At 65.7% G+C, this 12,795-nt stretch carries 11 protein-coding genes; 7 read left to right on the top strand and 4 right to left on the bottom strand.

Annotated features, from left to right (window positions below):
* Positions 1 to 316: 316 nt before the first annotated feature.
* Complete coding sequence (locus tag ABLE91_RS02795; RefSeq protein ID WP_348928197.1) at positions 317 to 1,723, bottom strand: HlyD family type I secretion periplasmic adaptor subunit; 1,407 nt, start codon at positions 1,721 to 1,723, stop codon at positions 317 to 319.
* Complete coding sequence (locus ABLE91_RS02800; protein WP_348928198.1) at positions 1,720 to 3,453, bottom strand: type I secretion system permease/ATPase; 1,734 nt, start codon at positions 3,451 to 3,453, stop codon at positions 1,720 to 1,722. Before ABLE91_RS02800 ends, ABLE91_RS02795 begins: the two co-directional genes overlap by 4 nt.
* 260 nt (positions 3,454 to 3,713) lie before the next feature.
* Between ABLE91_RS02800 and ABLE91_RS02805 the strand changes: the two genes are divergently transcribed.
* The 6 genes from ABLE91_RS02805 (at position 3,714) to ABLE91_RS02830 (ending at position 10,523) form a co-directional block, all read left to right on the top strand.
* The gene (locus ABLE91_RS02805; protein WP_348928200.1) at positions 3,714 to 4,298 is read left to right on the top strand and encodes a MarR family transcriptional regulator; all 585 of its coding nucleotides are present in this window, start codon (positions 3,714 to 3,716) and stop codon (positions 4,296 to 4,298) included.
* A gap of 117 nt (positions 4,299 to 4,415) precedes the next feature.
* Positions 4,416 to 5,660, top strand: coding sequence for a glycosyltransferase (locus ABLE91_RS02810; RefSeq protein WP_348928202.1), 1,245 nt, complete (start codon positions 4,416 to 4,418; stop codon positions 5,658 to 5,660).
* Positions 5,661 to 5,805: 145 nt separating this feature from the next.
* Positions 5,806 to 7,008 carry a polysaccharide pyruvyl transferase family protein gene (locus ABLE91_RS02815; protein ID WP_348928204.1) on the top strand — a complete coding sequence of 401 codons (1,203 nt, stop codon included), beginning with the start codon at positions 5,806 to 5,808 and terminating at the stop codon, positions 7,006 to 7,008.
* Between the two features lie 95 nt (positions 7,009 to 7,103).
* The gene (locus tag ABLE91_RS02820) at positions 7,104 to 8,243 is read left to right on the top strand and encodes a hypothetical protein (RefSeq protein WP_348928206.1); all 1,140 of its coding nucleotides are present in this window, start codon (positions 7,104 to 7,106) and stop codon (positions 8,241 to 8,243) included.
* 198 nt (positions 8,244 to 8,441) lie between these two features.
* Positions 8,442 to 9,335, top strand: coding sequence for a LysR family transcriptional regulator (locus ABLE91_RS02825; RefSeq protein ID WP_348928314.1), 894 nt, complete (start codon positions 8,442 to 8,444; stop codon positions 9,333 to 9,335).
* 117 nt (positions 9,336 to 9,452) lie between these two features.
* Positions 9,453 to 10,523 carry a carbon-nitrogen hydrolase family protein gene (locus tag ABLE91_RS02830; protein WP_348928207.1) on the top strand — a complete coding sequence of 357 codons (1,071 nt, stop codon included), beginning with the start codon at positions 9,453 to 9,455 and terminating at the stop codon, positions 10,521 to 10,523.
* 142 nt (positions 10,524 to 10,665) lie between these two features.
* Here ABLE91_RS02830 and ABLE91_RS02835 read toward each other — a convergent pair whose 3' ends face one another.
* Positions 10,666 to 11,253 (bottom strand): hypothetical protein, encoded by a 588-nt coding sequence (locus tag ABLE91_RS02835; RefSeq protein WP_348928208.1) that lies wholly within the window; start codon positions 11,251 to 11,253, stop codon positions 10,666 to 10,668.
* 189 nt (positions 11,254 to 11,442) lie between these two features.
* Here ABLE91_RS02835 and ABLE91_RS02840 point away from each other — a divergent pair, with 189 nt between their 5' ends.
* On the top strand, positions 11,443 to 11,670 hold the full coding sequence (locus ABLE91_RS02840; RefSeq protein ID WP_348928210.1) for a cysteine rich repeat-containing protein: 228 nt from the start codon (positions 11,443 to 11,445) through the stop codon (positions 11,668 to 11,670).
* Between the two features lie 62 nt (positions 11,671 to 11,732).
* Here ABLE91_RS02840 and ABLE91_RS02845 read toward each other — a convergent pair whose 3' ends face one another.
* Positions 11,733 to 12,788: a phenylacetaldoxime dehydratase family protein gene (locus ABLE91_RS02845; protein ID WP_348928211.1), complete on the bottom strand. Its 1,056-nt coding sequence runs from the start codon at positions 12,786 to 12,788 to the stop codon at positions 11,733 to 11,735.
* Positions 12,789 to 12,795: the final 7 nt, after the last annotated feature.

Consider the following 12,795-nt stretch of genomic DNA (forward strand, 5'->3'; position numbering starts at 1 on the left):
TCATCACCGCGACACCGAAGCATACGTCAGTCAGCTCTGCCGTTGAGGAACGAACGATGAAATAATTGCGATGATATTGTGGACTCAACGTCATGTGTCGATATTAAGATGAAGTAATTCTCTCGTTATTCTGAGAGTTATTGATTTCAAATTTGAAGCTATGAATGGTCTGTTCACGGGAACCGGGGGCGAAATTCAACCCACAATCATGGTCGGCGTGAACGCGGATGCCCGGAAAGGCTCCGCTAAAGGAAAGCCAGTGAAACAAGAATGGATCCCAGAAACATGTACCGGGATCCACGCTTTATAAGGACGCTCAGTTCTCGCGGAAGGCGCGGTTGAAGCTCTCCGTGATGGGTTCCACCAGATAGTCGATGGCGCGGCGCGGGCGCTTGAGCACCATCAGCTCCGCCGGCATGCCGGGATAGAGGGTCACATTCGGGCGGTCCTTCAGGGCCTCCGGACCGATCTCGGCACGCACCACGTAGTAGGCTGCGCCCGTATTCGGGTCGAGCGTCTGGTCGGCAGCCACATAAATGAGCTTGCCGTCCACCGGCGCGATGGTGCGGTGGTCATAGGCCGTAAGGCGCACCTGCGCCTTCGAGCCCGTGTGCACCGAGACGATGTCGCGGGTGTTGAGGCGCGCCTCCACGATCATGGGCTCGTTCTCGGGCACGATGTCCATGAGCGCCTCGCCTGCGATCAAGGCGCTGCCGGGCGTGCGCTTCTGGATGTTGGCCACCGCCCCCGACTGCGGCGAGCGCACCTCCAGCCGGTCGAAGATATCGCGGGCGGAGGTGATCTGGTTCTCCACCTCGTTGAGTTCGAGCTGGGCGGTCTGGAGCTGGTCCGCCACATCGCTCTGCCAGTCATATTCCACCGAGGCGAGGGCGGCCTGGGACCCGGCCTTCGCCTGCTCGGCGCGGGCCTTCTGGGCCGTATAGTCGCCGATGCGCCCGGTCAGCTCCGAGAGCCGGGCTTCCTGCTCCAGCACCTGGGCTTTCGCGACGAAGCCCTTCACGGCGAGCGTCTTCAGCCCGTCCACCCGCTCGCTGATCAGGGCGCGCTGTTTCTCGGAGGCATCGATGAGGGCGATGGCGGACGCCGCCTCGGCGGTGCGCTGCTCGATGTCCTTCCGCTGGAACTCGATCTTTCCGCCATAGGCTTCCAGACGCTTGGCGAACAGGCGACTCTCCGCTTCGCGCACGTCATTGGCCACCGGGTCCTTGGTGTTCAGCACGCGCGGGGGAAACGCGATCTCGCTCGCCCGCGTCTGCTCGGCACGCAGGCGGGCGAGGCGGGCCTGGAGGCCGATACGCTTGCCCTGCAGCCGCTCCAGTTCGGAGCGAGCGCGGGTGTCGTCCATAAGCATCAGAGGCTGGCCTTCCTTGACGATCTCGCCTTCCTGCACGGCGAGGCGCTTCAGGATGCCGCCTTCCAGGTGGCTCACCGTCTTGCGCTTGGAATCGACGATTACGGTGCCGCTCGCCACCGCCGCCGAATCAAGGCTCGCCGAGGAGGCCCAGCCGAAGAAGCCACCGAAGGCCACGATGATGACGGCGATGCCCGCGATCATGGGACCGCGCAGGCTGGAGCGCGCCTCCGCCTCGTCCTCCTTCTCGATCACCTCGTACCAGATGTCCTCGCGCCCGCCGCCGGGGGGCAGAAGCTCGGCCGGCCGCCGGGCGGTGATGGCGTTGTCGTTGGTCCTGCGGTCGGTCATGCGGCACCTCCGGCGCTGGCGAGGGCGGGCTTGGCGGCGGGCTTCCGGACAGGCGTGATGCTCGCCACCACAGAGGTGCGCTCGCCGAACTGGGCGACGCGCCCGTCCTGGAGCACCAGCAGCTTGTCGGCGCATTCCATGATGGCGGGGCGATGGGCGATCACCACCACGATGGCGCCGTCGTCGCGGGCAGCGCGCATGGCGGAGAGGAGCGCCGCCTCGCCCTCGGCGTCGAGATTCGCATTGGGCTCGTCCAGCACCATGAGGCGCGGGCGGCCATACAGGGCGCGGGCGAGCGCGATGCGCTGCTTCTGCCCGCCGGAAAGGGTGAAGCGGCCATCGCCCACCGGCGTGTCGTAGCCAAGCGGGAGGCGGCCGATCATCTCGTGCACGCCGGCACGCCGCGCGGCCTCGATGACGAGGCGGGGATCGCCGTCGCGCATGCGTGCGATATTCTCTCTTATGGTGCCGTCGAGGAGCGAGACCGACTGGGGCAGGTAGCCCGTCATGTCGCCGAACGAGCCGCGCTCCCACAGATAGACATTGTGCCCGTCGAGAAAGACGCCGCCCGCCGTGGGCTTGGCCGCCCCCACCAGCAGGCGCGCAAGCGTGGACTTGCCGGCGGCGGAGGGGCCGACCACGCCGAGGATCTCGCCGGGCGAGACGCGGAAGGAGACGCCCTTCAGCACCGCCAGATCCTGGCCGGGCACGGCATAAACGAGGCGGTCCGCCTCCAGGTCGCCGCTGGATCGCGGCGTCGGCACCACGTCGCGGCCATGCTTGTGGCTCTCCAGCAGTTCGCGGATGCGCTGCCAGGAGCCGAAGGCGGTGATCCAGCTGCGCCAATTGTCGGTGAGGCTGTCGAACGGCGCCAGCAGGCGGTTCATGATGATAGTGGCGCCGATCATGGATCCAGGAGAGGCGGCACCCTCGATCACCAGGCCAGCGCCCAGCGAGAGCGCGCCGATCTGCATGCACAGGCGCAGAACGCGGGTCACCATATGCATGCTCCTCCCGCGCCGGTGGCCGGAGGCCGAGAGCTCCGCCGCATGCACCTGCGAGGCGCGCCAGCGCTGGGCCAGAGCCGGGAGCATCCCCATGCCCTCGATGGCCTCGGCATGGCGCAGCGTGGATGTGATGCGCGAGATGTTCTCGATATGCGCGTGGTTCGCTTCCTTGGTGACGCCCCGCGTGAACATGTCGGAGATGATGCCGAGACCGACGAGCATGGTTGCGGAGACGATGGCGAGCAGGCCGTAGAGCGGGTGCAGCAGGAACAGGACCACGAGGTAGATGGGGCACCACATGCCCTCCAGCGGCGCCACGATCGAGCTGGAGGTCATGAAGGAGCGCAGGTCGTTGAGATCCCGCATCACCTGACTCGCCTTTGCCGAGCCGGCATCGAGGGAAGATGCGAGCGCAGCTTCGAGAGTCGGGATGTTCAGGCGTTTCACCAAGGTGCCAGCCATGGCCTGGAAGGTGAGGGCCCGGATATACTCAAGAAAACCGTAGACCACGAGCGCGCCAGCCGCGACGATTATCAGCATCGTCAGCGTATCGTAGCTGCGGCTGTTAACGACGCGGTCGTGCACCTGTATCATAAAGAGGGGCACGGTGAGCTGAAGTACAGTAATAAAGGCACTCAACGCAGCGGCATAGACGAGTCCTACCAAGAAAATTCGTCTGCCCTTCCTGATGAGTGTCGCGGCATCCATATGTTTTGTCGGCATCAGAGGGGCACCTTTCTACCTGTCTCGTTCAGGAAATCGACAGAAATTAGAAACACCTTTAAATGAACATGAATTTTCCACACCATCGCCGCATTTCGACACCGAAATCGAAATTGCTGTGTTGCACACTTCACCGACAAATAGGGTGAAGTGATGACAGTACATCTACAATGACAGGCGTAAAAAGCGCCGAATACATCCTGGGGAGGAAACGAAAATGTTTCGAAAACTGTAATAAACTCGAAGAGAAGGCTGTGTGCATGCACCAGAAGCTTGGTCCCGCCGCTCTCGCCGAAATCCCCTCCATCGAAGCTGTCGAGCCGTGGAACGACGCTGCTCCTCTTGCCACCCGCCCCCCTTCCCTCGCAGAATCCGCCGACAACGACTCCGGGCAAGTCACCCACCTCGAACTGGCGCGTGTCATCGAGCGCATCCACAGGCGCTATTGCGACCTGTTGCGCGTGGAGCTGACGCGCCTCGGCATCGACGACATCTCGCCGCCGCAAGTGATGCTTTTGTTCACCATCGGCGCGGACGAACTCTCGGTCCGCGACCTTTTGGAGCGGGGGCACTATCTTGGATCCAACGCGTCCTATTATCTGAAGCAGCTGGCGGACGCGGACTACATCCACCGCACCGCGTCTGCCCGCGATCGGCGCTCCGCCCGCATCCGCCTCGCGGAAAAGGGACGGGCGCTGTGCGACACCATCCGCAGCATCGATGAGGCCTATCACCGCCTCATCGCCCGCGACGACGACGAGGTGCAGGAACTGACCACCACCTTCCACATGCTGCGGCGCCTGGAAGTCGTGTGGACCACGACCATGCGCTACGGGGAGGCCTGAGGGGAGAGCCGACCCACATTCATCATGGCCGGGCGTGACCCGGCCATTCCTTGGGCGCCCGGGCAATGAGAGATGCCCGGGGCTCGCCCGGGCACGACCACAGAATCAAGGAGACGCATGCGGATCGTCTTCATTCACCGCCGCGGCCCCGGCCAGTTCCTCCATCTCGCCCCCCACCTCGCCGCCGAGGGATGGGAGGCGACGCTCATCTGCGAAACCTGCGACCGGCCACTGCCCGGCGTGCGCGTCATCCGCCATCGCGCGGAGCAGGGCGTGCGCGAACGGGACGACGCCACGCCCCATCTCGCCGCACCGGAACGCCATGTGCGCATCGGCTATCGCGTGGCCGAGACCCTTGACGCGCTGCGGCGCGCGGAAGGCCCGCCCGACATGGTGTTCGGACATATGGGCTGGGGCGGGCTCATCTTCGCCAAGGACGTGCTGCCGGCAACGCCCGTGCTCGGCTATTGCGAGTATTTCCACCGCGCCGCGGGCGGTGATGCCGGCTTTGATCCCTCGGAGGCGGTCACGCTGGACGACCGCCTGCGCCTGCGCCTGCGCAACAGCGCGCAGCTGATCACGCTGGACGCCATCGAGGGCGGCATCAGCCCCACATCCTGGCAGCGCAGCCGCTATCCCCCGGCCCACCAGAAACGCATCGCCGTCTGCCATGACGGCATCGACGTGGAGCTGTGCCGACCCCAGACGGACGCCACCTTCACTTTGCCGGACGGGCGCGTGCTCGCACCTGGAGATCCCGTGGTCACCTATGCGGCGCGGGACCTCGAACCCTATCGCGGCTTCCCCCAATTCATGCGCGCCGCCGCCGAAGTGGCGCGGCGCCGGCCGGACGCGGTGTTCGCCGTGGCGGGCGGGGACGGCGTCAGCTACGGCCGCGCGCCGGAGGGCGGCGGGACATGGCGCGAGACCCTGATGGCGGAGACCGGCCTCGACCCCTCACGCATCTTCTTCCTCGGCACCCTGCCCCACGAGGCGCTGCTGCGCCTGTTCCGGGTGTCGGCGGCGCATGTCTACCTCACCTATCCCTTCGTGCTCTCCTGGTCGGTGCTGGAAGCCATGGCGTGCGGCGCGCTGGTCATCGGCTCGGCCACGGCGCCGGTCCAGGAGGTGATCGAGGACGGCCGCAACGGGCTGCTGACACCGTTCTTCGACGAGGCCGCCCTTGCCGAACGCATGCTCGAGGCGCTCACCCATCGCGAGGCGCTGTCCCATGCGCGGGCGGCGGCGCGGCGCACCATCGTGGAGCGCTACGCCTTGCCCCGTGCGCTGGCCCGGCAGACGGCACTGCTGCGCTCGCTCTCGCGGAACGGGGAGGCCGTATCTGCGGCAACTGCCGGCTGAATTTTGCAAAGCATCACAAGATCAACATAATATTCTTCTTATATACGCTTCCCGCCGCGGGAAATGCAGTAAATTTGAAATAATACTGGATTGTTTCAAATTTAAATACATTTCTCCTTAGGGAATTTTCTTGAAGGGACGATCCATGACAGCGAGCCCGCCGCCCTCAGCCCGCCGCCCCCGCATCGGCGTCCTCATGCCCGCCGGAAAGGTGGTGGAGCATGACAAGGTGCTCACCCACACCCATGGCGACCCGGAGAAGGCGACCAGCCTCTTCACCAATATCGGCGACTGCTTCGTCTACGAATCCTCGCTGCGCATCCTCGATTACGCCGACATGCAGCCCATCTATGCGGGCGAGAATTCCAAGCCGAGCGATGCCTATGTGGAGAAGCTGAATCAGCTCGACTACATCTTCCTGCGCGGCTCCAACTACATCAACACCAACGGGAAATGGGACGCCATCACGGCGCTTCTGGAGCGCACCCGCGTCCCCGTCATGGCCTTCGGCATCGGCGTGCAGACGCCGGACAATTCCGAGGAATATGTGAACGAGAGCACCAAGCGCTTCCTGCAATTGGTGGCGGACCGCTCCCACTCCATCGCCATCCGCGGCGCGCTCTCGCAGAAGGCGCTGAAATCCATCGGCATCTCCAATGTGCGGATCATCGGCTGCCCCACTGTGTTCCGCCACCGCCAGCCGACCCTGAAGCTGAAGCGCGTGGAGAGCTCTGAGATCGGTGATCTCGGCTTCACGCTCCGCCGCAAGACCCATGGCAGCATGACGCTCCAGCGCTACCTTATGCGGTGTCTCTCCGAGCAGTTCCGCATGCGCATCTTTTGCGCCGGGGAGCTGGAGGAGAAGCAGCTCTATTATGCCGCCCGCGGCCAGTTCAAGAATTCGCCGGACCGCTTCGATGCGGCGGTGCGCACCCTCATCGAGGAGAACTGGTTCTACGGGCCGAGCGACCCGCTCATCGACCTCTACAAATCTTCCCTCTCGGTGTTCGAGGCGGTGCAGGATTTCGAGGCGGGACTGAAAGAGATGGACGCCGTGACCGGCTTCCGCCTGCACGGCAATCTCCTCGCCCTCGCCAACAACGTGCCGGCGCTCTACGTCACCTATGACACCCGCACCCGCGAGTTCGTGCAGACGCTGGGCATCCCGTCCATCGACATCCGCCAGATGGACCGCTTCTCCTTCCGCAAGGCCTGGGACAACGCCAATTTCGACCTGTTCGAGCGCTCCTATGCGGTGCGTTTCCGGGAACTGAAGGCATTCCTGGAGGAGAACGACATGCCGCATCGCCTTGAGACCGGCGAGCCCGCTCTGGTCGCCGCCGAATGAGGTGGGGGACGGAGGATGCCCGGCTTGCCGGCGGTCCTCCGTGTCCGCCGTCGCGCCGCCTCGTCCAGCCGGGGCGTGCGTGGCGGCGGCTGGGATTGGCCCTTTCGCTTTGTCTCAGTGGGCCCGCTTTTCTCAGCGCGTCCGCATGGGCCATCGAGCTCAAGGTCGATGGCCCGGAGACGGTGATCTTCGACCAGCGCACCCAGGCGTGCGATGCCTCCGACCTTCCCGACGCGCCCGCCCGCGCCTTCCGGGATGATCAGGGGCGCATGGTCCTGTTCGCGCCCAACTTCAAGAACCGTGCCTTCACCGGGCCGGACCTGCGGCATCTGACGAAAGACTGCACGGTGCGCTTCGCCGCCTCAGGCAGCGCGGACCCGGCCATGCTGGACGACCGCACCTGGCTGCACGGCTTCTTCACGGCGGACGGGCGCAACGTCTTCGCCTTCGCCAGCGCCAGCTTCATCCCCTATCGCCATGGCGGCGCCTGCGCGGCCGGGCCGGAGCGCACCGCCTGCTGGCGGAACGGCATCGCCGCCCTCCTCTCCACCGACGGCGGCAAGACCTTCCATTATTCCGCGCCCCCGCCCCGCCAGACGGTGATGCCACCGGAAACCGCGTTCAATCCGCAGGTGAAGGACCCGGAAGGCTTCGTCTCCACCACCAACATCGTCGCCTGGAACGGCGACCTCTACGCCATCGTCTGGCGCCGCGCCGGTGAGGCCGGGAAGTCCCGCAACTGCCTCGTTCGCGCGCCCAAGGGCGATGTGGACCGCTGGGAGATGTGGACCGGGGAGGGTTTTGCGCCCTTGGCCGAACGCATGGCGGACGGCTGGAAGGTGGAGGGCCTCGACTGCGCGCCCATCGGGCCGAAGGGGCTGCCGTCCATTCGCGGCCTCGTGCGGCACGAGGCGAGCGGGGAATTCGTCGCGGTGTTCCAGATGCGCGGCCGCAAGGGCGCGCCGGACGGATTCTACACCGTCACCTCAAAGGATCTTATCTCCTGGTCAGAGCCGAGCCTGCTGGCGGCGGTGCCGCTCCGCGGCGGGCGGGAGGATGAGGGGGAGTATTCCGGCTATCCCTCGCTCATCGACGACCAGAGCCCCGACCGCAATTTCGGCACCGTGGGCACGCGGGCGGACCTCGTCTTCGTCCGCTTCGAGACGGACGCCAGCGGCAAGCGGCCGAAGCGCGTGCGGGAACTGGTAGCGCTGCCGCTGCGGGTTTCGCCCTGACGCATCCATCAGAAATGCCGTAATGCCCGGGCTTGTCCCGGACATTCACGTCTCGCCGTTAGTCCGCACCGAGCGGAGCCCCGTGGATGGCCGGGTCAAGCCCGGCCATGACGGCTGAGAGAAAGTAGGAACGCCGCTCATCTTCTTTTTTCCCGCCGCATCCTCTAACCATTGAGGTTCCACGCACTGGGCGGCGCCGTGTTCAACTGGAACGACCTCATCTATTTCCTGGAGCTCGCGCGGCAGAGCCGGCTGATGCCGGCCGCGCGCCGCCTGAAGGTGGACCACACCACGGTCTCGCGCCGCATCGCGGAGCTGGAGAAAGATCTCTCCGTCAAGCTGTTCGACCGCAAGCCCGACGGCTTCGTGCTCACCGAGCAGGGCCACCGCCTGTTCGCCATCGCCGAGCGCATCGAGCAGGAGGCGGGGGAGATCCACGAATCCATCCGCGCCGCGCCCAGCGCGCCCACGGGCCGGGTGCGGGTCGCCTCCATGGAGGGCATCGGCGCCTTCTTCCTGGCGGAGCGCTTTGCCGAGCTGTCGGAGAAGGAGCCCGGCATCGTGGTGGAGCTGGTCACCGAGCGCCACCTCATCAACCTCACCAAGCGCGAGGCGGACATCTCCATCTCCTTCGTGCCACCCACCGGCCAGCGGCTGGTGGTGCGCAAGATGGGCCAGTTCCGCCTCGCTTTGTATGCCGCGCCCGATTACATCCGCCGACGCGGCCTGCCCGGCGCGGTGGCCGAGCTGCCGGCCCACGCCTTCGTGGATTATGTGGAGGACCTCGTCGCCATCCAGCCGGTGCACTGGCTGCTGGACGTGCTGGACCCCTCCAACGTCGCCTTCCGCTCCACCTCCATGCACGCCCAGCAGAATGCCATCGCAGGCGGCGCGGGTATTGGGCTTCTCCCGTTGTTCTCGGCCAAATCCAATCCCCGCCTCATCCCGGTCCTGGCTGATGAAGTGGTGGTGATGCGAGACGTCTATGTAAGCGTCCATGAGGATCTGGAATTCATGGGCCGGGTGAAGGCGGTAATGCGCCATCTCACCGAGATTTTCCGACGGGATGCGGCTTTCCTGAACGAGCTGTGAGGGGCCCACGCACCCTCGCACCACGGCCTGCAAATTTCCCCGGTTCCCCCCGGCCTGCCGCTGGTGATCATGCACCAGGGCGCATCCTCCGCGCCGTTTGCATGGCGCGAAAGACCGATGACCGTCACCTATCCCCGCTTCAAGGCCGCCGCCTGCCACACCTCGTCCGTGTTCCTGGATTCGGAGAAGACCGCGGAGAAAGCGTGCGACCTCATCGCTGAGGCGGCGCGGGCCGGCGCTTCGCTCATCGCGTTTCCCGAATCCTTCCTGCCGGGCTTCCCGGTCTGGGCCGCGCTCCAGGCGCCCATTTACAATCACGCCTTCTTTCGCGCCCTCGTCGCCGAGGCGCAGAAGCTCTCGGACAGCGCCATCCGCACCATTCGCCTCGCGGCGCGGCGGCATGGCGTCCATGTCTCCCTGGGCTTCACCGAGGGCACCGACGCCAGCGTCGGCTGCATCTGGAACTCCAACATCCTGATCGGGCCGGACGGCGCCATCCTCAACCATCACAGGAAGCTGGTGCCCACCTTCTATGAGAAGCTGGTCTGGGCAAACGGCGATGCGCGGGGTCTGCGCGTGACACCCACCGAGATCGGCCGGATCGGCATGCTGATCTGCGGAGAAAACACCAATCCCCTCGCGCGCTATGCCCTGATGGCGCAGGGTGAACAGGTGCACGTCTCCTCCTATCCGCCGATCTGGCCGACCCGCCCGCCGAGCGAGGACGGCGCCTATGACCTGAAGCGCGCCATCGAGATCCGCGCCGGCGCCCATGCCTTCGAGGCCAAGGTGTTCAACATCGTCGCCTCCGGCTTCGTGGACGCCGCCATGCGCGAGGCCATCGGCAGCGTGAACCGCGCGAGCCTGGAGATCATCGACAATTCCCCGCGCGGCATCTCGCTGGTGCTGGACCCCACCTCGGACGTGGTGAGCGAAGTCCTCTCCGACCATGAGGGCATCCTCTATGCGGAGATCGACACGGTGCGCTGCGTGGAGCCCAAGCAGTTCCACGACGTGGTGGGCTATTACAACCGCTTCGACGTGTTTCACCTCCAAGTGGACCGCTCGCCCCGCGAGCCGGCGCACTTCTCGGCCGACGTGGGAGAGGCCGAAGCCTTCCCCCTGCCCCGCGCCGATGCGAGCCCGCTCGAGGAGCCCATCTTCGCGCGGGCGAACGGAGCGATCTGAAAGACCAATGGTCATGCCCGGGCGTGTTCCGGGCATCTCCCGCAGGACCGGGTGCGCCCGGACTCCCAGGAAATCCCCGGATCAAGCCCGGGGATGACGGCGGATGGGCGACGACTGCCGATGGGAGACGACCGAAGGACGGTCAGGCGCGCTCGCCTATCTCGGCTCGGAAGCCGCTGAGTTGGGCCGGGCATACGAGCCCGTGTCCGCGCGGCGATTTTGCCAAAGGCGCCTTGTATTCGAGCTTCTCGCCCCGCCGCACGCCATAGGCGTCATAGAGCAGCCCGAGCAGCAGGCCGGCCACGTCGTGGAAGTCCCTGTCGGGGTTCGAAATCGCCAGCAGCTTCTGGAAATTCCCCTCCGAATCATCGGTGGAGAAACCCGCCGCCTCGATGACGGCCAGACCGTGCCATGACAGGCCGGGCGGCTCGATGCCCGGCTTTACAGAATAGAAGCCCGAGGACGCCTCGCACAGCATCTGCGTGTCATCCTCCTCCAGCAGGCATTGGATGTAGCTTCTCGGCTCGCTGCGGTCGGCCACGACAAGGTAGCGGTTGGGCTCGCCCTTGCGCGCATGGATCATGTCGAGACGCAGAGTGATCTGGCAACGATTATCGGCGATGAACGTCGTGCGTGCATCGGCTGCCATGGCGGGCGACGCCAGGGCCATCAGCCAGAGGGCGCACAGGGCCAGCCGCTCGAATCCTTCGCTTCCGCGACGCGCTCGCATGCTCGCCCCCGCACCGGTCGACTGAGGCATAGCACGTACACGCTACGGTTGCGCGACAGCACGCTGGCGCCGGCGTCATCCCTGGCGATTATTGGCCCTGTGGGGTTCTCGCGGCCGCTGTCACTTGGCTTGCATGGCCCCGTGCCATTAGACCGGGCGAAGGTTGAGGCCGTTCAAGAGGAAAGCAACATGCGCTTCTATACTGTGGCACTCGCGCTCGTCTCCGCCACCCTCCTCGGGGGAGCGGCGTCCGCTCAGCAGAGCGATCTCATGACCTATTGCAAGGCCGACGTTCAGCGCCTGTGCAAGGGCGTCCCCCCCGGCGACGGCCGGCTCATGGCCTGCCTCCAGGCGCACTCCAAGCAGATGTCCGTGGGCTGCGCCCAGGCGCTGCAGAAGATAAAGCAGAACATGTGATGGTGTCTCGTCATGGCCGGACGTGATCCGGCCATGACGACCACGAATGCGGGCGGCGGGCCTCAGTTCAGCCGCTCGCCCTCGAAATAGCCCGAGAGCCCGGTGCCGGGCGCGCAGTTCACATATTCAAACACGTGGCCGCCCTCCGGCAGCACGAACACTTCGTGCCAGGTGCGCAGCTGGTTGGCCTTGCCGTATTTGCGATAGCGCGCGATGGCGGCGGAGAAGATGGCTTCGTGGGAGGGATGGCGCTCCGCCCACTCCTCCATATGGCCCAGCGACAGGAAATAGCCCAGCGCGTGCGTCTCCAGCTCCGGCGTCCCCGCAGCGTCGCAGGTCTGCTGGAAGCGCAGCGAACAGCAGCCGGTGGCGCCCGCATTCTCCTTCAGATAGGCCATGCCGCGCAGCAGCGGCTCGCGCAGGTCGCGCATATAGTCTTCCGTCTGGCCGGGATCGCACCGGCCCCAATAGGCGGCGGAGCGGATGACCGCGAGATTGGCCGGCGTCAGGATGCGCCAGCGCGCGCCCCTGGTCTCGCGCGCCACCGGGTCCTGGAGCTGGGTGGGGAGCGGGGTCTCGAGCTTGTCCACCGCCGCCAGCGGGATGCGGTCGCGCATGGCGCCGTAATAGCCGCAATAGGGGGTGGGATAGACCGCCACCTCGGGCGAGGCGGCGAGCGCGCGCGGATAGTCCTGCCAATAGAGCGTCTCCTGCCGCTCCACCGGAACGGTCATGCTCTCGCGGAAATAGCCGGTCTCCTCCGAAAGCCGCGCCTCGTCCTCCCACCATGACCGCACGTGCGGGGAGGCGAGGAAGGCGTCGCGCTTGCCCTCATCGAGCCAATAGGTGGCGACGATGTGGGTGTAGAGCCCGTTCTCGTCCACCAGCCAGGCATGGTCCGAGACCGTGGGGCCTTCCGGAAGGGCCAGCGCCGCCTCGATCCAGGGGAAGAAAGGCGAGGCATAGACGGTGTCCGCATCCTTGCCCTGGACGCCGTGGAACGTCACGCAGAGCGCGCGGCAGCTGTTGACGAAGCCGGCGGACCAGCGCTGCACTACCGGCTCGAAGCCCTTCGGCTTGCGCAGGGGATTGACGCGATCATAGACGGGCAAACCCATTGTTTTC

Origin of the sequence: Aquabacter albus, assembly GCF_040049275.1 — a bacterium.
Lineage (GTDB): Bacteria > Pseudomonadota > Alphaproteobacteria > Rhizobiales > Xanthobacteraceae > Aquabacter.